The sequence below is a fragment of the Mycobacterium sp. genome (assembly GCF_035697385.1).
Classification (GTDB): Bacteria; Actinomycetota; Actinomycetes; order Mycobacteriales; family Mycobacteriaceae; genus Mycobacterium.
In genome coordinates, this window is the sequence record NZ_DASSCY010000277.1 from 22,463 (window position 1) to 41,914 (window position 19,452).

The 19,452-nt window shown below is 64.2% G+C and carries 16 protein-coding genes; 5 read left to right on the forward strand and 11 right to left on the reverse strand.

Annotation, left to right across the window (positions count from 1 at the left end):
• Nucleotides 1–122: 122 nt before the first annotated feature.
• Nucleotides 123–1,235 carry a coiled-coil domain-containing protein gene (locus tag VFH65_RS23515; RefSeq protein WP_353324720.1) on the reverse strand — a complete coding sequence of 371 codons (1,113 nt, stop codon included), beginning with the start codon at nt 1,233–1,235 and terminating at the stop codon, nt 123–125.
• An 868-nt stretch (nt 1,236–2,103) separates the two neighbouring features.
• On the opposite strand from VFH65_RS23515, the gene VFH65_RS23520 reads away from it, so the two are divergent.
• Together VFH65_RS23520 and VFH65_RS23525 are read left to right on the forward strand one after the other, a co-directional pair.
• On the forward strand, nt 2,104–4,185 hold the full coding sequence (locus tag VFH65_RS23520) for an AMP-binding protein (protein ID WP_353324721.1): 2,082 nt from the start codon (nt 2,104–2,106) through the stop codon (nt 4,183–4,185).
• A 237-nt stretch (nt 4,186–4,422) separates the two neighbouring features.
• Complete coding sequence (locus VFH65_RS23525) at nt 4,423–5,160, forward strand: hypothetical protein (RefSeq protein ID WP_353324698.1); 738 nt, start codon at nt 4,423–4,425, stop codon at nt 5,158–5,160.
• Nucleotides 5,161–6,340: 1,180 nt separating this feature from the next.
• Here VFH65_RS23525 and dnaB read toward each other — a convergent pair.
• From dnaB to VFH65_RS23575, 10 genes are all read right to left on the reverse strand, one after another.
• Nucleotides 6,341–8,974 (reverse strand): replicative DNA helicase, encoded by a 2,634-nt coding sequence (gene dnaB / locus VFH65_RS23530; protein WP_353324700.1) that lies wholly within the window; start codon nt 8,972–8,974, stop codon nt 6,341–6,343.
• Between the two features lie 484 nt (nt 8,975–9,458).
• The gene (gene rplI, locus VFH65_RS23535) at nt 9,459–9,917 is read right to left on the reverse strand and encodes a 50S ribosomal protein L9 (protein WP_353324702.1); all 459 of its coding nucleotides are present in this window, start codon (nt 9,915–9,917) and stop codon (nt 9,459–9,461) included.
• Between the two features lie 32 nt (nt 9,918–9,949).
• Nucleotides 9,950–10,210 (reverse strand): 30S ribosomal protein S18, encoded by a 261-nt coding sequence (rpsR, locus tag VFH65_RS23540; RefSeq protein ID WP_353324704.1) that lies wholly within the window; start codon nt 10,208–10,210, stop codon nt 9,950–9,952.
• A gap of 32 nt (nt 10,211–10,242) precedes the next feature.
• The gene (locus tag VFH65_RS23545) at nt 10,243–10,758 is read right to left on the reverse strand and encodes a single-stranded DNA-binding protein (RefSeq protein WP_353324706.1); all 516 of its coding nucleotides are present in this window, start codon (nt 10,756–10,758) and stop codon (nt 10,243–10,245) included.
• A gap of 74 nt (nt 10,759–10,832) precedes the next feature.
• On the reverse strand, nt 10,833–11,123 hold the full coding sequence (gene rpsF, locus VFH65_RS23550; RefSeq protein WP_029371044.1) for a 30S ribosomal protein S6: 291 nt from the start codon (nt 11,121–11,123) through the stop codon (nt 10,833–10,835).
• Between the two features lie 117 nt (nt 11,124–11,240).
• Complete coding sequence (locus VFH65_RS23555; RefSeq protein ID WP_353324708.1) at nt 11,241–11,879, reverse strand: DJ-1/PfpI family protein; 639 nt, start codon at nt 11,877–11,879, stop codon at nt 11,241–11,243.
• Between the two features lie 12 nt (nt 11,880–11,891).
• Nucleotides 11,892–13,556: a glycosyltransferase family 87 protein gene (locus VFH65_RS23560; protein ID WP_353324722.1), complete on the reverse strand. Its 1,665-nt coding sequence runs from the start codon at nt 13,554–13,556 to the stop codon at nt 11,892–11,894.
• Between the two features lie 44 nt (nt 13,557–13,600).
• Nucleotides 13,601–15,919 (reverse strand): transglycosylase domain-containing protein, encoded by a 2,319-nt coding sequence (locus VFH65_RS23565; RefSeq protein ID WP_353324710.1) that lies wholly within the window; start codon nt 15,917–15,919, stop codon nt 13,601–13,603.
• Nucleotides 15,916–16,065 carry a hypothetical protein gene (locus tag VFH65_RS23570; protein ID WP_353324712.1) on the reverse strand — a complete coding sequence of 50 codons (150 nt, stop codon included), beginning with the start codon at nt 16,063–16,065 and terminating at the stop codon, nt 15,916–15,918. Before VFH65_RS23570 ends, VFH65_RS23565 begins: the two co-directional genes overlap by 4 nt.
• Before the next feature lie 29 nt (nt 16,066–16,094).
• Entirely contained in the window at nt 16,095–16,520 is a 426-nt protein-coding gene (locus tag VFH65_RS23575) for a DUF5318 domain-containing protein (protein WP_353324714.1), read from the reverse strand.
• 111 nt (nt 16,521–16,631) lie between these two features.
• Between VFH65_RS23575 and VFH65_RS23580 the strand changes: the two genes are divergently transcribed.
• From VFH65_RS23580 to VFH65_RS23590, 3 genes are all read left to right on the forward strand, one after another.
• Entirely contained in the window at nt 16,632–17,492 is an 861-nt protein-coding gene (locus tag VFH65_RS23580) for a DUF1707 SHOCT-like domain-containing protein (RefSeq protein ID WP_353324715.1), read from the forward strand.
• A gap of 114 nt (nt 17,493–17,606) precedes the next feature.
• Nucleotides 17,607–18,149, forward strand: a complete 543-nt coding sequence (locus tag VFH65_RS23585; protein WP_353324716.1) for a PadR family transcriptional regulator — start codon at nt 17,607–17,609, stop codon at nt 18,147–18,149.
• Between the two features lie 45 nt (nt 18,150–18,194).
• The gene (locus tag VFH65_RS23590; RefSeq protein ID WP_353324718.1) at nt 18,195–19,271 is read left to right on the forward strand and encodes an inositol-3-phosphate synthase; all 1,077 of its coding nucleotides are present in this window, start codon (nt 18,195–18,197) and stop codon (nt 19,269–19,271) included.
• Nucleotides 19,272–19,452: the final 181 nt, after the last annotated feature.

Below are 19,452 nucleotides of genomic sequence, written 5' to 3' on the forward strand. Positions count from 1 at the left end.
AGCGCATGGTCAGAGCGCCTCGCCGCGGCTGCCGACTTGTACAGATGAGACGAACATTGACAGGACACGCCCGGCTACTTTGACAAGGCTCGGGCGTGTCGCGGGGCTTGCCGATTGGTCGGTTACCGGCGTGGTGTCGTGGTGATGTGCACGTGGTCGTAATGGCCGTAACCCGATCCTGCCGGACCGCTCGGCGTGTAGTACGTGCCGCGCCAGATCACATCCTGTAGACCGAATCGGGCCGCATTGGCCATCGCGAACGCGAGAATCTCGTCTCCGAGCGCGATGCCCTCGGGGCTTTCGGGATTGGGAATCATGATGTCGATCGCAAGGCCGTTCGGATGCCACGGCTTCGAGTCCGGCCGGACACCGTCGATGTCGGCAATCTGGGGGAACCTTTGGCTGACGGCGCGGGCAGCCACGATGGTGTTGGGCTGAAGTCCGGCCTCATACGCGACGCCGACGGGCAACGCCTCCGGGATATCCACGGCAGCCGCGGGGGGAGGGACAGCGGCGGCGGGAGGTGGGCCGGGCATCGCGTTGAGCAGCGGGTCTGCCGGAGCGGGCACACTCTGCGCCGGCGGCGGCGCGGTTGCGTTATCGACGACCGCCTGCTGAGCGGGTGTCAACGCTGCGTACTGGGCCTCCGCGGCGGCGATCTGACGCAGCAGTTCACTCAGTTTCGCCTGCAGGTCTGCGCGCACCGCAGCAGACCGCTCCGCGGCGCCGCGGGCGTCAGCGGCCGATGTCTCTGACGCCCTCGCGGCGGCTGCCGCACGCTCACGCGCTGCTTGAAAGGCCTTCATCTGACTGGCCGTCTCAGCGATGACTATCCGCTGCAGGGACAGCTGGTCGATCAGCTGTTGCGGAGAGCCTGCGGTCAGCACCGCCGCCATCTGACCGGTGCGTCCACTTACATACGTCATCGCCGCGACCTTGTTGGCTGCGGCTTGATTGGAGGCGAGCTGGGAGTTCGCGGCGTCGAGGGCTACCAGGTCGGCGCGATGTCGGTTTTCGGCCGCGGTCTGGGCAGCCAGTCTGTCGTCCGCTTCACGTTGTGCGGCGGTGACGGCTTCACGAGTCTGCAACGCCTGTTGGGACAACACATCGAGTCTGGTCAGCGCGTCGGCCGCCGGGTCCGCGTTGACGTCGCCCGCTGTCGAGATGACTAGCACCAGGACCCCGGCCGCGAATCCGCACACCGTTCGCCGAAGAGAGTGGCGGACCCGACTCATTCGGATTGTCACGATCCTTCGTTGCAGGCCCCCCGCAACATGTGTCTCGGACAGGTTAGGAACTGGCATCGACAATGTCTACTCGGCCGTCAACGTGATCGCCGCCCGCCGCGCCCCCGCGACCATCGAGAAGGCTAGTTGTAGGGTCTTAGATCGCGTGACATTTCGATCTTGTTTGACCGGCGCGTTCGCTGGTGTCTCACGGAATGTCATTTAGGTTGAGTCTCAGTTCCATGGCATGTCTTCAGATTTCGCGCTTTCTGCGTCGTAGCTTGTTCGGCGGCCCTGCTTGAGGTTGAGGTGCCCGGGTCCGGTTCGCCGGCGGGCCGCTGCCGTCAGAGGGCGAGGTCGAGATCCGTCGGGTGCCCGAGCCGGCCGTCAACGTCCACGTCGTGCCGAAGGCAGGTCATTTCACCTTTATGCACGACCCTCCGCCAGGCATCGTCGACGACGCCGACTTCGATCGCGACCAGTTCCCTCTCCGACCTCGCTCAGGCAACCCTAGAGTTCGTGCAAGGGCCCTAAAGCGGCTCGGCGTATGTCATATATCCACGTTCGCATAGCGCGAGCTCCAGGCCAGACTCCTAGATGGCGCTGCTCGGTCGACGACTAATAGGTGCACACACGTAGTCGAGATGCAGCGAAGATTGACGAGACACGCCTGGCTACTTTGGCAAGGCCTCGGCGAGCCAAGAAGGCCTGTCAATCTAGGCTGCTCACCGAGCACCTCGGAACCAGCATGCAAGTTGATGTTGCGTCAATGTCAACTTGCCCCAGCGGTCCAGTCGACGAAACAGGTCCGCATCGAGGCCGGATGAACCACAATGTGTTCTCTCAGTTGGCCTACGAACAACCTGGCAGGACCAACGTGGTAAGTGACGTGATCGCTTTCGGCGTGACGCTGGATCACTCATGTGTGGATATCTGGGGCATCCTGCAGGCACCCGACTGGTACCCGCGATTCTTCCGTGGACTCGGGTCGTGCGAGCAGGTTTCCGGCAAAGCGCGACAGTTCGAGGCCCGCCTGTCCACCCCCCGCGGCGCCGTCGTCGTTCACGAGATGCGGCAGACGATCCGTGAGGCGCGCATGGAGATGCGGCTCGACGCAACGCAGGTGAGTCGTTGTTTCGTGTCGATTCGTCTGACCCCCGAAACGGGCGGCACTCGAATCGCGTTGCGGATCTTCGCTATCGGCCTGCTCCACCCCGACATCGCGAAGGCCAGTGACAGCGCCGTCCAGAACTGGGTCCGGGAAGGCTTGCTGCGAATCTCGGACTATCTCGAAGGCAAGCAGTCGTCACTGCTGGCCAATATGGGCGACGGGCATTCTCTGCAACTCAGCGTCGTGAAGACCATGATCGTCAGCGGTGTTGTGCGCGCGTCCCGGCCCGATCGTGGTTTTCGACAGCTCAATTCCCTCGCCAAGTGGGGATTCACGCTCGCGGGCGGTCTTGGGGCGGCAGCCGCGCGGTCTCCGCACAACATAGCTTCGGTCGATCGGTACGGGACGTTGACCTTCGCGGACATGGCCGAGCGCACGACATGCCTGGCGTCGGGCCTCGCCGCAGGTGGCTTCACCAAAGACAGCAAGTTCGCGGTCCTCGCACGCAATCATTCCGCGATGGTCGAGTGCATGGTGGCTGCGAGCAAGTTGGGTGCAGACCTGGTGTTGCTCAACACGGGCCTGGCAGCCTCAGTCATCGAACAGATCGTCAAACGCCACGCGGTCGACGCAATATTCGTCGACGACGACTTCGACCCGCAGGTGCGCTACGTTCCCGCGGAGATCACGCGAATTTCGACACACCCCAATTCGATGGTGCCGCAGCGGCGTTCGGTCGATGAGTTGATGTCCGCCGGCACCGGTGCGAGACAGGTGGCGCCACCTAAACGACCCGGCAAGCTGGTCGTTCTCACGTCGGGTACCACCGGCACGCCCAAGGGCGCACGCCGACCCACACCACCTGGCTTCGGCGCGATCGCCGCGATGTTGTCGCGGATGCCGCTGCGTCGCGACGAAGTGATGTTGCTGTCCGCGCCGCTGTTTCACGCCTGGGGCCTGGCCGCGCTGCAGGTGAGCACTCCGATACTCGCGACGGTGGTGCTCATGGAACGTTTCGACGCCGAAGAATGTCTGAAAACCATTGCGCTGCACCGCTGTACCGTTCTGGTCGTAGTTCCGGTGATGTTGCAGCGCATTCTCGAGTTGCCCGCCGCCGTGGTCAACCGATACGACACGTCGTCGCTGAAGGTGGTCGCCAGCAGTGGGTCTCCGATTCCCGGTGCATCCGTCACCAAGTTCATGGACACCTTCGGCGACATTCTCTACAACTTCTACGGCTCCACCGAGGTGTCGTGGGCGACGATCGCCGATCCCACCGATCTGCGCCTCGCCCCGACGACCGCAGGTCGACCACCCCTCGGTACTCGTGTCGCCATACTCGATCAGAAAGGCCACCCCGTGCCGATAGGCGCCGTCGGTCGCATCTTCGTCGGCAACGACATGCTGTTCGACGGCTATACCAATGCGGCATCACCAGCCATCGAAGATCAGCTGATGGACACCGGCGATCTCGGGTATCTCGACGCCAGCGGGCGGCTCTTCGTCGCCGGCCGCGACGACGAGATGATCATCTCCGGCGGAGAGAACGTGTTTCCGCGGCCTGTCGAAGAAGCTATCGCCCTCTTGCCACAGGTCGCCGAGGTCGCAGTGGTCGGCGTTCCCGATCCGGAATTCGGTCAACGCCTCGCCGCGTTCGTCGTCCGCGCCGTAGGGACATCGCTGGACGAAGAGATGGTCAAGGGCTACGTCCGGAACCGCCTGAGTCGCTTCTCGATTCCACGCGACGTCACGTTCGTCAATGAGCTGCCGCGCACCGCGACGGGAAAGATATTGAAGCGCCATTTGACCGACGGACAGGTCCCACTGGAGACGGGCTGGCCGGGTTAGCGCGGTTTGGTCGGGCAGTTCGGTGTCGTTTCATGATCGGGTCACACGTCGCGGGAACGCGGCATAGCTCCTCCACGGAAATCACCTCAGCCCGCAGACTCCGGCGATGTTGCGCGCGGGGTCCCAGGGCGCCGCTTGTCGCCGACAACTGCGATCAGCGCAAGCCCAGGCGCTGGGACGTTGCCGTTAGAACGTTCTCGACATCCCGACGGACTTTCCCGGGGGCACCATGGAGAAATGGCGACCACACGCATCACAACCGTTTTGAGCGCGCTGATACTCGGCACAACACTCACCACCGGTGGTGGACTGTTGGCACCCCCGGCGCTGGCCGATCCCGTCGACACCACGACCGCCCCGACACCTGGCGGCTTCACCTACCAACCGTTGTGGCCGTTCGCTTCCCAAGACGAGGCGGACCGCTGGCTCCGGGACGACGCCGCCGCAGGGGCCGCGCCTTGGCATGCGGACCCGGACACCACGGCGCTGTTGTTCGCCCAGGACTATTTGGGCTTCGCCGAGATCGACCGCACCACCACCGTCACCGAGCACGTCGCCGAAGCCTGGGTCGGCGTCGGCTACGCATCGCCCAGCGGCGAGTCCACCACCGCCGCAACGATCCACCTGGCCCGCTTCGGCACCGCCCCGAACGCTCCGTGGGAAGTGGTTGGCAGCCTCGACGACGCGCTCACCCTCTCCACACCCCGATACGGCAGCACCGCCGGAACGCTGATCGAGGCCGGCGGCACCATCACCGGCGTGGACGAGAGCCTGCACCTGCAGGTCCGCCAAAGCACCCAGGAGGACGTGCTCGGGGATTACTGTTGCGTTCCGGCCGGCGGCGAGTCCCGGCCGTGGTCGGCTACGTTCAGCACTTCGCCGCCACAACCAGGTGCGCTCACGTTAGTGGTGTGGACCGGTGGGCACGTCGCCAAAGTCGAGAGATTCGCAGTCACCGGGCTTCGAGCCCAGTAGAGCGGCCGGTTCTCGGCGGTGACGGATACTCGACTGTGCTGGCGACCCGCGGTTTCTTCACGTCTCGCGACCGCTTTAAATTTGAAGTTCAGGGGGTCGTCGCCTACGTGCGCGGGGCGATGAGTGCTCCGGAATGAATCCCTACATACCCAAATGTGCGAACCGCTTGACGACCTGTTGTCGATCTAGTAAATATTAACTGACTCATCGGTAAGTTACCGAGTCGCCAGCGACGGTCCACGTTGCAACGCCGGACTTGCCACGTGCGACCGCGTTTCATGCCATTACCTGCATGAGCTGAACACCGCTACCGGGGTGGACAAGGAGTTTCAATGGTTGCTGGACGTGCGCACGGCCCCGACGGGCCAGACCTGCGGCCGACGGCTGCGACGCGCCAAGGGGCGGGTCGCATAGGCCCTTCCGACGCCAGCGCGTCGGCATGCCCGCAATAGGGGACACGATCGTCATCGCCTACCTGGTGGGCGCGGCGGTCCACGGTTGTGTTGTGTTCGGCGGCTGCCTGATGCGCGACCGCTCGGGGCTGAGGACGGCGACCGCACTTGGCATCGCGGCCGGCACGGCCTGGCCGGTGGTGGTGTTCGGATTCATTCAGATTCTGTTCATTGCGGCAGTTTTGGATGCGGCGCGCTACATCGCACGGACCAGAGTTCGTCGCGCCGATCGATCGGGCGTCCTGCGGCACTCTGCAGTGAGGAGGGCAGCGAAGAACACGACCGAAGGCGGGCGGGCGACGAGGGTCCAGACGGCCGGCTGGGGTATCACGTTCGGCCCCATACTCATTGCCAGCGTGCATCGAACGCAGTCACCACACGTCCTCAGGTCGATCTCGTCCCCCGCACCAGCGTCCACCATGCATTGCTGCTCGTGCTGCCTCGAGTGTTGACGCCCGCATGCGCCTGCAACCGTCGAATGCATGACCCAGGCTCCCGAGCTACCGCCGTTGCACTTTCGGCGCAACACGTCGCGCTCGTCGGCGTCAATACCGCTGGGGCTGGTCGATATTCGCGTCCAAGTACCATTGGCCGCGCCTGTCAGTTTGTTGGCCTGCGTGGCGGACGCCGACCGCCCCCCGGTTTGCAGCAGTGTCATTGAAATGGCGGAAGGCCTTTTGGCACCTTCGGGGCGAATAGATAAGGCGCCGCAACAGCAACAACGACCATTACGCCTTGGCCATGTTGGTGAACCGCGACAGGTGCAACTGATGCGCGACGGTGATGGTCTTGGTTGGGCCGTTGCGATGCTTGGCCAAAATGAGATCCGCCTCGCCACCGCGCGGATCGTCTCGCTCGAACGCGTCAGGCCGGTGCAGCAGGATGACCATGTCCGCATCCTGTTCGATCGCGCCCGACTCACGTAGGTCAGACAGCATTGGCTTTTTGTCGGTGCGCTGTTCCGGGCCACGGTTCAGCTGGCTCATCGCCACGACGGGAACTTCCAGTTCCTTCGCCAAAAGCTTGAGCTGCCTGGAGAATTCGGACACTTCCTGCTGCCGCGACTCGACCTTCTTGCCGGATGTCATCAGCTGCAGATAGTCGATGACGATCAGGCTCAGGTTGGCCTTTTGCTTGAGTCGACGCGCCTTGGCCCGAATCTCCATCATCATCAGGTTCGGCGAATCGTCGATATACAAAGGCGCTTCACTGATTTCGCTCATCCGCCGCGCGAGCCGGGTCCAGTCATCGTCACTCATCCGGCCCGACCGCATATCGGCCAACTTGATTCGCGCCTCGGCTGAAAGGAGTCGCATCACGATCTCGGTCTTGCTCATCTCCAGGCTGAAGATGACGCTCGACATGCGATTCTTGATTGAACAGGACCGCAAGAAATCTAAGCCAAGCGTGGAGTTGTGGGTTGGCACCATTGCGCGACCGGCCAAGTACATATGGTCATCGTTGTCGACCTGTACGCAACGAACTGGAACGCTCTCGACGGGCCTTACATCGACGATGAATCTCGAGCCCGACCGCGCTGTGCCACATGCAGCACGACGCTCCTTGTGTAGCAGTGCTTTTCGATGCAGCCCAAATACCTCGTCTTCAGTCGAGAAATTGAGCGTGTAAGCAACCGACGTCTCCTCACTGCGACCCTTCACTCGCTTGGTGGCGACCTGGCAACGGTATCCGAGACTTACAACCAGCTCCTGGACATCGCTCGCGAGGCGGCGGTCGGTGACCGAGAACTGCACCGCGCCTCCCGCTGTCACCGTGCCGTCGGTGTCGAGGAGTCCGGCCAACAACGCCCGCCGTTGTTGCTCAGAGGCGCGCAGATACTCGGCAGGTATGTGCTTTCGTCCGAGTACACCGATGGTGCGTAGCCGACCCTGGAAGGTGCCAAAGCTATGGCGGCAGCCTTGGCAGAGCCTCAGTCCACAAGATGGTCCCCCGCAACGCGAGCATGTCGGGGAAGCCACCGGCTCCGAAACGAATCGCGCGCGTCCACCGCACGAACGACCGCACGTCCGCACCTGACTGGTGTGCGGGACAAACAATTTCCCGCAGACCACACATTCGCGCTCAGCGATTGGTGGCGCATCCGGAAGGCGCAGTTGGTATCGATACTTCGCCGTGGCTGACGGGTGCGCGGCGATACCTTCTGCCTCGATGCGCATGATTACATCCAAATCCGCGGCCGTTATCTGTGCTGCCGCGGTCGTGCCGTCACCGAGCCAGGCGCCAAGTGTGTAAGGCGGGACCAGCAGTTCACGCTCCGCTGCCTGGATAGGTGCGGCATTGACGACGGAGTGGTTCAGCCGTCGATCGGCGGTAGGACACCGCAGCGTCTCGGCGATTTCCCGGGTCGTTCGAACTGATGCGAACGTGCGCTGGTTCTTGCAGCGGTTGTACCCGATCGCAGCGGCCTGTGCGGACTTCCGAGACGCCCGGGTTTCTGTCAACCACTGGTGCTGTTCGTCGGCCACAATGACTGTGCCGTCGGAGAACTCGACCTCGTAGCAAGGTCGACCGAGCATCACCTCTGTCGCGGCGACCACCTGGGTCGGCTGGCCATCTGCGCCGATTAACCAATCTCCAACGGCCACTTCGCCCATCGTGGTCCACCCCGTGGGAGTCGGGAGGGGCGTATCCAGCTTCAGTGCCTTGCCCATACCGGGTCGAGCCGCGATGACGATCATCTGGCCCGGGTGCAAGCCGTTGGTTACCTCGTCAAGATCAGTGAAACCGGTTGGCACACCGCGGGCTAGGCCGCCATTGGAGGCGATCGCATCGATCTCGTCCATCGTCGGCTGCAGCAGGTCCTCGAGCGGCACGAAATCTTCCGACGTGCGTCCCTCGGTGACGTCGTAAATCTCGGCCTGCGCCCGGTCCACGATCTCCGTGACGTCAGCACCCTCAGCGCCCGCATAGCCGTACTGCACGACTCGGGTGCCGGCCTCGACCAGCCGCCGCAGCAGCGCCTTCTCCGCCACGATGCCCGCATAGAACCCCGCGTTCGCGGCGGTGGGCACCGTCGAGATCAGCGTGTGCAGATACGGCGCGCCGCCGATCCGGCGCAGTAGTCCGCGGCGGTCCAACTCCGCGGCAACAGTCACCGCGTCGGCCGGCTCACCACGCCCGTAGAGGTCGAGGATCGCGTCGTAGACGTTTTGGTGCGCGGGACGGTAGAAGTCGCCGGGCCGTAGCCGCTCCAGCACGTCGGCGATGGCGTCCTTGCTCAGCAGCATGCCGCCCAGGACGGACATCTCCGCCGCGTTGTCTTGCGGGGGTTGGCGGCCGAAGTCCTCACTGGGTGGCGGGACGTCCATACCCGAATGGCCAAGGTCATCCACGACAGCCACGGAGCGTCTCACCCCCTCCTGGTTGTTATCGAACGTACATTCGATCAACGCTTACCGCGACTGTATGCCAGACGTCTGACAGCCACTACATCATTGGCGCCGGAACTGCCTAGCGACGGCCAACGCTAGACGTTGCTGGCAGGGCTGCAAAACGGCCCTGTTAATGAACCTGGGGATGGGGTGTGCATATCTCTGGACAGCCATGTTGAGTCGCTGGGGAGAACTTGTGCATAACCAACTTTGTTTGGTGTATCCGCGCAGATAGCCGCACCATAAAGCCAGTGAAGGTCTGGGGATGGTAATTGCCTCGGCGTGTCGGCCCAGGTTGCGACCTCGGGCGTGTTGTGTTTCGCCGAGGGGCCGACCAGGTTAACAGCCGGTTAGCTTCGCTGCAGACTAATTAATTCGAAATGTTCGCCAGCGGGTACAGCAACGACCGGGTGAAGACTTATCAAGGTCTCCACCCGGTCGATTGACGTTGGTGTTATTGCCCGGCGACGACGCTCAGTGCGACCGAGGCATCCACCTCGGGGTGCAGCCGCACGGCGATCGGGTGAGTGCCGACCGACTTGATGTGCGACTTGGGCAGCTGGACGGTCCGCTTGTCCAGATTCGGTCCGCCGGCCTTCTTGATCGCCGCGACAACGTCGGCCGCCGTCACCGATCCGAACAACTTGCCGGTGTCGCCGGCAGCCTTAACGGCCAGCTCGACCGAGCCGAGACCCTCGATGGCGGTCTTCAGCTCCTTGGCGTGCTCAAGGCCCTGGACGCTCTTGATCTCGCGCGCCCGTTTGATCTCCTCGGCCTGCCGCTCTGCGCCGCGTGACGCGACGATGGCCAGTCCGCGGGGCAGCAGGAAGTTGCGCCCGTAGCCGTCCTTCACCTCGACGATGTCGCCGGATGAACCGAGGTGGTCCACCTCTGCGGTAAGAATCAGTTTCATCTCTAAACGTCTCTCTTTTTGCGTGCGGATGCTTATCGCGTCGACGCGCTGAAGGGCAGCAGGGCAACCTCGCGGGCGTTCTTGACCGCGATCGCGATGTCGCGCTGGTGCTGCACGCAGTTACCGGTCACGCGGCGCGCGCGGATCTTGCCGCGCTCGCTGATGTAGGTGCGCAGCAGCTGCGTGTCCTTGTAGTCGATCGTCTGGTTCTTCCCCTTCTTGGAGCAGAACACGCACTTGCGGGTCTTGATCGGCTTCTCGGGCGCCGGGCGGCGCTTGGTGGCCTTGGCCATGTGTCTATCTCTTTCTGGTAATTAAAAGTTGGTCAGAAGGGCGGTTCGTCGTCGCTGCCGGAAAACGAGCCCGACGCAGGAGCGCTGCCCCAGGGATCGTCACCCTTGGGCGGCTCCGTGCCACCGCCACTGGCGCGGGAGCCACCGCCACCGCCGCCGAATCCGCCGCCACCGCCGCCGCTGCGGCTGGCCTTGTTGACCTTGGCCGTCGCGTAGCGCAAGGACGGGCCGATCTCGTCGACCTCGACCTCGAAGACCGTGCGCTTCTCGCCCTCACGGGTTTCGAACGACCGCTGCTTGAGCCGGCCCTGCACGATCACCCGCGAGCCGCGAGTGAGGCTCTCGGCCACGTTCTCGGCGGCCTCGCGCCAGATGTTGCACCGCAAGAACAGCGCCTCGCCGTCCTTCCATTCCCCGCTTTGACGGTCATAGATGCGCGGCGTCGATGCGACGGTGAAGTTGGCGACGGCCGCACCGGACGGGGTGAACCGCAGTTCCGGGTCGGCAGTCAGGTTTCCGACAACGGTGATGGTGGTGTCACCAGCCACGAGTTCCTCCTGGGGTGGGCAGCTTGTTGGGCGCGAGCCTACGCAAGGCTCGTGACACCCGACAGCCGTTCGGACTAGTGCTTATCGGTCCGCAGCACCTTGGTCCGCAGCACGGACTCGTTCAGGTTGAGCTGACGATCGAGCTCGGACACCGTCGCGGGCTCGGCCTTCACATCGACGACGGCGTAGATGCCCTCGGCGTGCTTGGCGATCTCGTATGCCAGCCGGCGACGGCCCCAGATGTCGACCTTGTCGACACTGCCGCCGTCCTTGCGGACAACGTTGAGAAACGTCTCGAGCGACGGAGCTACCGTGCGTTCGTCGAGAGTGGGGTCGAGAATGACCATGATTTCGTATGGACGCATGAGAACCACACCACCTCCTCTGGTCTAGAGCGGCCACGGACGATCCGCGGCAGGAGGGTTACCTGCGTCGGCAACCGGCCCAGGCTACAGGACAGAGGCTTGAGCTGCGAAATCGCGCTAGGACCGGTCCAGGTAGAACTCCGTAGCGAGTTCGCGCACCTCGTCGGAGGCCTTGGCCAGGTCGCCGGAGTCGAAAGGCGGCTCAGGATCGTACTCGATCATCAGCTGACTGGCCTGCGCCGCTTCGCGGCTGACCAGTAACTCGACCAGCCGCAGCGCCATGTCGATGCCGCTGGACACCCCCGCTGCGGTGATGAGGCGCTCCGGTGCGTGCTCGACCACCCGCTGCGGCACGTACCGCGCGCCGAGCGAATTCAACAGTTCCACTGCGCGCCAGTGGGTTGTAGCCGTCAGGCCCGTCAGCAGTCCCGCGGCGGCCAGCACCAGGCTGCCGGTGCACACCGACGTGGTGTACGTCGTGTGGTTGTGCGCCTCGCGCACCCAATCTCGCACCTCGTCGTCGTTGAGGAGCACACGCGTGCCGATGCCACCCGGGAACACCACGACATCCGGCCTGGTGACCTCGGCGAAGGACTTGTCGACCATCACGCCGAGCATCCCGTTGTCGCTGCGGACTTCGCCTAGTTGATGCCCGACGAACACCACATCGATCGACGGAACACGTTGCAGCACTTCATAGGGACCGATCGCGTCCAACGCGGTGAACCGCTCGAACAGGGGAATCGCCACCAACATCGGTGTACCTCCTTATGTGCTCCGCGCCAAATCCGGTTCGTCCTCCGAGTTAGTGGACTGATCGGGCGCCGGCGTTACGCGTGTGCGGTCCGCCTGCGGACGCAGCCAGTCGGGCAGCCACCCCGGCGGCGCGTCGGGAGCCCGGTTGAACACCCCTCCCGCCGGGTCGTCGAAGCGGCCACGGTCCCGGACCAAATCCAGCTCGGGCCGGTAGACCTGTCGGATCACCAACGCGCACAACGCAACAACCGCGACGTCCCGCAGCAGAACCGTCGCGGTGAACCACTGCTCGGGCAGCCCGCGGTTCTCCTCCCCGTACAGGTACATCATTCGCGGCACCCACACCAGTGCGTCAATGGTCATCCACGCCAACAAGATCCGGCGATGCGGCAGCGCAAGCACCGCAAGCGGCACCAGCCACAGCGAGAACTGCGGGCTCCACACCTTGTTCGTCAACAGGAACGCGGCGACCACCAGGAACGCCACCTGCGCAAGCCTCGGCCGCTGATTCGCCGTCAGCGCGATGTAAGCGATTGCGATGCAACACGATACGAACAGCACCGCCGACACGGTGTTGAGCACCGTCGGAGGCTGCCAGAACCCCAGGTCGGTGTCGAAACCACGCCACCCGGTGAACGACTTCACCACGTTGTAGATCGAGTCCATGTCGTCACCGCGACGTGTGTTGAGCCGGAAGAATTCCGACCACCCTCTGGGGAACAACACCATGATCGGCAGGTTGACCACCACCCAGACCAGCACTGCCGCCACCGCGGTTCTGCCTACCTCGCGGAGGCGGCCGACACGCACCGCCAAGACGGCCAGCGGCAGTAGCAATAACAGCGGATAGAGCTTGGCCGCGACGCCCAGCCCGATCAGCGCGCCGGCCAGCATCGGTTTTCGTCGCGCCCAGGCCAGCAGCGCACCGGTCGCGAAGGCCGTTGCCAGCGCATCGAAATTCGTGAAGACCTGAAAGATCAGGATCGGCGACGCCGCCACCATCGCCGCGTCCCAGATCCGTCGCGGCCCTGCGAGCCGGGCGGTGGCCCACACCGTCGCCAGCCACGCCAGCGCCAGGCCGAACGCAGCGATGTTGAAGAACATCACCACCTCGGCGACAATCGGCACCGATGCCAGCTTGGTCAGCGCGGTGTACGTCTTGGCCAGCGCCATCGACAGATACTGGTAAATGCCCGTCAGCACCGGGTATTCCATGTATCGCACGGCGGTGTTGCCGTCGTATTGGATGCGCGGCTTGCCGGTGCTGTCGGTTTCGACCCAGCTCGACTTGTACGGAAACTTGCCGAGGTTCAACAGTTCTGCCGTGTACAGCGGAACGGTGTCGGAGTAGCACAGCTCGTAATAGGCGCGCTGGTTCTGCCAGTTGCCGACGCGTTGATCGGCGGTGCCGGTGCCGGTCGTCTGCAGGCACGCGGCTTTGGTGGAGTAGCCGAGCGCGAGGAACACCAACGCGATGATCAGCATCACCCGCAGCGGCGTCAGAAATCGCTGCCTGCCGATGAGCGCGTGCCGGCCGACAGGCCCGCCGATGGTCTCCGACAGGGCGGCACCGATGGTGTCTGTGCGGCTGGGCATGTCGCGGTCATCGAGGCTGCGCCGGTCTTCTGCCGGCGGAGCCGGCGATTCAACCGATGCTAGGGGCTCCGGCGACACCATCGACCGCTGCGGTGCCGCCCCTTCGTCACTCACCGCGGATTCGGTCACGGGGGCGGCGGCGGGGCCGGCACCTGAGCCCCGGGAACAACCGGTCCCGGTGGGGTTCCGGCTGGCGGCGGCGGTGCGAGCGGCACGGTTGTCGGCGGGCCGATCGGAATCGTAATGCCAGGCGCCACTTCAATAGTCGGCTGAATCACAGTCTCCGACGGCGGCGGTGGCGTCGTGGGGGACGGCGGCGGTGGCGGAGCCTGCGGCACACCCGCGTAGCCGCCGATCTCCTCCGGCTTCGGGAAGGACTCGTTCTCGGTGTCCTCCAGCGCGCCGTCCATCGTCGCCTTCCAGATGTCCGACGGCACACCCGATCCGTAAATCGGCGAACCCCACTTGTTCTCAAGCGGCTTCGTACCTTCGGTGGTGCCCACCCAGACGGCCGTCGACAGCGACGGTGTGAATCCGACCATCCACGCGTCACGGTTGGCGCCCGTATCGCCCAACTGCACGGTGCCAGTCTTGGCTGCCGACGGACGGCCCCCTGCGAGGTTGTGGCCGTTGGAATATGCCGCAATGGGTTGCATGGCCGAGGTCACGTTGTCCGCGACCTTCTTATCGATCCGCTGCTCGCCGGTGTTGTCCTGACCGCTGGCGTCGAACAGCACCTCACCTTGGGCGTTGACCACCTTCTGCACGAAATGGGGTTTGTGGTACACCCCCGAGGCCGCGATGGTCGCATACGCCGACGCCATGTCCAGCACGCGAGTCTGATACTGGCCCAACACAATTCCATTGTTGGGCGGACCGCCCTTGCCGTCCTCGGACAGCGTGTGTTCCACGCCGGGGATGCTCTCGGCGATGCCGGCCTGGTGGGCCGCTTCTGCGACGTCGGCCGGCCCGTTGTTCAGCTTCAGCATCAGCCGGTAGTAGCTGGTGTTCAGCGATCGTTTCAGCGCCTCGGCGATGTTGCAGGTGCCGCAGCCGCCGCCCTCGACGTTGTTGATGGTGATGCCGTTGAGCGTCAGCGGCGAGCTGTCGATGTTGTAGCCCAGCCCGATGCCCTGCTGCAGCGCGGCCACCAACGCGAACACCTTGAACGACGACCCGGTCTGCAGACCCGCCTGCGCGAAGTCGAACCCGTTGGCGTCGGTGCCGCCGTAGTACGCCTTGACCCCTCCGGTGCGTGGATCGATCGACACCACTGCGGTGCGCATGTCAGGATCCTGGCCCTCGAGATATTCCGCTGCGGCTTCCTCTGCGGCCTTCTGCGCCTTGGGGTCGATGGTGGTGGTGACCTGCAGGCCCTCGGTGTTCAGCGTCTGCTCATCGATGTCGAACAGCTCGAGCAACTCCTTGGTGACCTGCCGCTCGATCAGGCCGTTGGGGCCGGTGGTCTGGTTCTGCGAGCTCGCCAGGTCCGGCGGCACCGTCGGCGGAAACACTTGCGCCGCACGGTCGGCAGGGGACAGCGCGCCGATCTCGACCATCCCGTCGAGAACCCAGTTCCATCGCTCCGACGCGCCTTCGGGGTTGACGGCCGGATCAAGGCCGGACGGCCGTTGGATCAGCGCGGCCAGCAGAGCCCCGTCGGCGACGGTGAGCTGTTCGACCGGTTTGTCGAAGTAGGCCCTGGATGCGGCTGCGATGCCGTACGAACCGCGCCCGAAGTAGATGATGTTCAGATAGGACTGCAGCACTTGGTCTTTGGACCATTCACCGGACATCTTGGTGGAGATCACCAGCTCCTTGGCCTTGCGGATCAGGCCGCCGACGCCGGAGCGTTCCGAACCCACCAACGCGTTTTTGACGTACTGCTGGGTGATCGTGGAGCCACCCTGCAGGTCGCCGCCGAACAGATTGTTCTTGATCGCGCGGGCGAATCCGGTGAACGAGAACCCGGGGTTGGAGTAGAAGTCACGGTCTTCGGCGGCCATCACCGCGTCGCGCACATGCACGGGTATCTGCTCGATGTTGACGTCGACGCGATTACCTTCGGGCGGAACGATTTTCGCCAGCTCACTACCGTCGCTGGCCAAAATCGTCGAAACCTGGCTGGTCCGGATGTCGCCCGGCTTGGGCACATCGACGATCATGTACGCCATCCCGAACGTGACAAGCGGCAGCACAATCAATACGGCGACCGCCACATAAAGCCCGCGGCGAACCAACTTCCAGTTGATCTGCTGGCTCAAGCTCCGCCGAGGCGGGGGTGGCCCGCCAGGCGGTCCGCCACCACCCGGCGGCTGGCGCGGGGGCGGAGGGGGCGGCTGCTTCGGGGCGGGTGTGCCGTCGAGCGCGGCCTTGACGACGTCGATCGGGTCTCGCAAGTGCGCAGGCGGCGCATTGCGGACAACAGGTATGACGGCGGTCAACCGGTCATCGGGAGGAGCGCCGGGGCGGTGGCGCGGACCATCGGGCGCAGGTGGGCGGTGGCGGCCACCGTCGGATCCCGCAGGACCATCGGAGCGTGGTTGCGGGCGCTGTCCAACACCATCAGCCGCGGGTCCCCTGCGGACATCACTGGCTGACCGGTCGTGGCGCCCTTCGCTATTCACTGGCCGTGCGCGCGCCATCGCGCGCCGTCCGCGTGCGACGCGGAGCCTTTGGAGGCCGGACCGCGCCAAGCACATACGACTTCACCAGGTGATTCCAGCTGCAGGTGCGGCATACCTCCACCACGTGTACGGAAAACTCGTCATAACGGGACGCGAGCAAGACCAACTCCTCGGCAGTGCGCGCCGATCCTGACACGGCGCCTAGATGGTCACCGAATACCCACGACACCAAGGTGAGCTGTTCCTTGCGGCAGATCGGGCACATCACCGAACTGGGCTTCCCATGAAACTTCGCTGCTCGCAGCAGGTAGGGATTGGCGTCACAGACCTCCGAGACACCGGTGCGGCCCGAATAGACCTCGGCCAGCAGGGACCGGCGCCGGAGCGCATAGTCCACCACCTGTCGCTGCAATCGCACGATGACCAGAGTACGTCGGCCATGCGACCACCGAGGCTCGACTACGCCGCCACATGCCCGCGGTGGGTATCTGGTCTGCGGTGATGGCGACCTAACTCTTACGATCTCTGCGTGGCGACGAGGCAGACAGCAGGAACGCGGGCCAAGGACAGCGACCGCAACGACACGTGCAGGATTCTCGACAACGCGCTGAGCGAAGGCCAGCTGTCGATGACGGAGCACGGTGAGCGGGTCAAAGCGGCCACCACCGCCACGACGCTCGGCGACTTGCAGTCGCTGGTGTCGGACCTGCAGAACTCCAACGCACCAGTTCAGCTGCCCGATCTGAAGAAGCCGTCGCGGGCAGGTGGGACTGGGGGCTGGGGCATTCGCCTCGCGACCGCGGCCGTGCTGGTGCTGCTCGGCATGGGCATCGGCTGGGGTCTGTACGGCAACACCAGCTCGCCGTTGAGCTTCGAAACTGACCCGGGCGCCAAGTCCGACGGCATCGAAGCCCGGGTCGTCACAGCACCACGCCAGCTGCAGTCGTTGGGAGGGCTGGAAGGGCTGCTGGAACAAATGCGCCAACGCTTCGGTGACACGATGGGCTACTCACTGGTCGTCTATCCCGAATATGCCGTCGTGGCTCGCCCCGATCCCGAGGATGAGCGGCGCGTACTCCGCTACACCTATCGCGGCGGTTTCGACGACCCGTCGACGTCGGCCAAAAGCGACAGCGAGCTGCTGGTAGACCTCGGCGCCTTCGACGTCAAGACCGCCGTCGCGACCCTGCGCGGAGCCCCGAAGATCGCCGGGATCGAGGAGGCGGACGTGGATAGGGACAGCACCTACCTCACCGTCGACCCGACGCGTGAACCACAAACCCCTGGCGAGCTGACGCTGCGAGCAAACGTATCCAGCGAGTTCGGCGACGGTTCGGTTACCTTCGCTGCCGACGGCACGATCAAGAACATCGACTACGCCGGCGACTAGCGGGCTGCATTGCCACGGATTGAGGCGGCACCGCTATAGCGCCGCATATATCGGCGCGATACACTTTTGCGAGGTGTCGAAGTGTCGTAGCGGCCAAGCAAAGGAGGTGGTTCGGTGTTGGAGCTCGCCATCCTGGGTCTTCTGCTCGAATCTCCGATGCACGGCTACGAGCTGCGTAAACGCCTGACCGGACTGTTGGGGGCGTTCCGCGCCTTTTCCTACGGTTCGCTGTACCCGGCGCTGCGGCGCATGCAGGCCGACGGGCTGATCGTCGAGGACGCGGCGCCGGATGGCACGCCGAAGATGCGCCGCGCGCGCCGTGTGTACCGGCTCTCTGAGGCAGGCAAGCAACGGTTCACCGAGCTCGTGGCCGACACCGGTCCTCAGAACTATTCCGACGACGGGTTCGGCGTTCACCTCGCGTTTTTCAACCGCACGCCGGCCGAGGCCAGGATGCGCATTCTGGAGGGTCGCCGTCGTCAGGTGGAGGAACGCCGTGAAGGCCTGCGTGAAGCAGTGGCGCGGGCCAGCAATTCGCTCGATCGCTACACCCGCCAGCTCCACCAGCTCGGGTTGGAATCCAGCGAGCGCGAAGTCAAGTGGCTCAACGAGTTGATAGCCGCGGAACGAACGGCGCAGGGACACGCTGAGTCTTAAGCAGTTTGAGCACTACTGAATTAGTAGGAGAGGGAGAACGTCGTCATGACTGAGAACACCGAAATTCGGGTCGCCATCGTCGGCGTGGGCAACTGCGCGTCCTCGCTGGTGCAGGGCGTGCAGTATTACCACGACGCCGACGAGAATGTGACCGTTCCCGGTCTGATGCACGTCAAGCTCGGCCGGTACCACGTCCGCGACGTGAAGTTCGTCGCCGCGTTCGACGTGGACGCCAAGAAGGTCGGCTTCGACCTCTCCGAGGCCATCTTCGCCTCAGAGAACAACACCATCAAGATCGCCGACGTGCCGCCCACCAACGTCACGGTGCAGCGCGGCCCGACCCTCGACGGCATCGGCAAGTACTACGCCGAGACCATCGAGGTGTCCGACACCGAGGCCGTCGACGTGGTCAAGGTGCTCAAGGACGCGAACGTCGACGTGATGGTGTCCTACCTGCCGGTGGGCTCCGAAGAGGCCGACAAGTTCTACGCGCAGTGCGCGATCGACGCCGGTGTGGCATTCGTCAACGCACTGCCGGTGTTCATCGCCTCAGATCCGGTGTGGGCCAAGAAGTTCGAGGACGCCGGCGTGCCGATCGTCGGCGACGACATCAAGAGCCAGGTCGGCGCGACCATCACCCACCGCGTGATGGCCAAGCTGTTCGAGGATCGCGGCGTGCAGCTCGACCGCACGATGCAGCTCAATGTCGGCGGCAACATGGACTTCCTCAACATGCTCGAGCGTTCGCGGCTGGAGAGCAAGAAGATCTCGAAGACCCAGGCCGTCACCTCAAACCTGCAGCGTGAGTTCAACACCAAGGACGTGCACATCGGTCCGTCCGATCACGTCGGCTGGCTCGACGACCGCAAGTGGGCCTACGTGCGCCTGGAAGGCCGCGCTTTCGGTGACGTGCCGCTGAACCTGGAGTACAAGCTCGAGGTGTGGGACTCGCCCAACTCGGCCGGCGTCATCATCGATGCGGTGCGCGCGGCGAAGATCGCCAAGGACCGCGGTGTCGGCGGCCCGGTGGTGGCCGCGTCGGCGTACCTGATGAAGAGCCCGCCCAAGCAGCTGCCCGACGACGTGGCACGCACGCAGCTCGAGGGCTTCATCGAGGGCTGATCATCCCGATTCGCGAAGCTAAGGGGACCCCGGCGGGGTCCCCTTCTTCGTTTCGAAAAGGTTTGCTGAATACGCGCGGAGCATGAGGTTTACGCAGTTGGCAGCGGGGTATGACGCAAGTGTCAATACTTTCTGCGGAGTCTCGATCGAAGGAGCACGCCATGCGAGACCAGTTGGAAGA

Bases quoted from the DNA above. Each gene is read 5' to 3' on its own strand.
- VFH65_RS23515 (WP_353324720.1), bottom strand. From the start codon at position 1,235: ATGAGTCGGGTCCGCCACTCTCTTCGGCGAACGGTGTGCGGATTCGCG.
- VFH65_RS23525 (WP_353324698.1), top strand. From the start codon at position 4,423: ATGGCGACCACACGCATCACAACCGTTTTGAGCGCGCTGATACTCGGC.
- rplI (WP_353324702.1), bottom strand. From the start codon at position 9,917: ATGAAACTGATTCTTACCGCAGAGGTGGACCACCTCGGTTCATCCGGC.
- rpsR (WP_353324704.1), bottom strand. From the start codon at position 10,210: ATGGCCAAGGCCACCAAGCGCCGCCCGGCGCCCGAGAAGCCGATCAAG.
- rpsF (WP_029371044.1), bottom strand. From the start codon at position 11,123: ATGCGTCCATACGAAATCATGGTCATTCTCGACCCCACTCTCGACGAA.
- VFH65_RS23555 (WP_353324708.1), bottom strand. From the start codon at position 11,879: ATGTTGGTGGCGATTCCCCTGTTCGAGCGGTTCACCGCGTTGGACGCG.
- VFH65_RS23560 (WP_353324722.1), bottom strand. From the start codon at position 13,556: ATGGTGTCGCCGGAGCCCCTAGCATCGGTTGAATCGCCGGCTCCGCCG.
- VFH65_RS23570 (WP_353324712.1), bottom strand. From the start codon at position 16,065: ATGTCCGCAGGGGACCCGCGGCTGATGGTGTTGGACAGCGCCCGCAAC.
- VFH65_RS23590 (WP_353324718.1), top strand. From the start codon at position 18,195: ATGACTGAGAACACCGAAATTCGGGTCGCCATCGTCGGCGTGGGCAAC.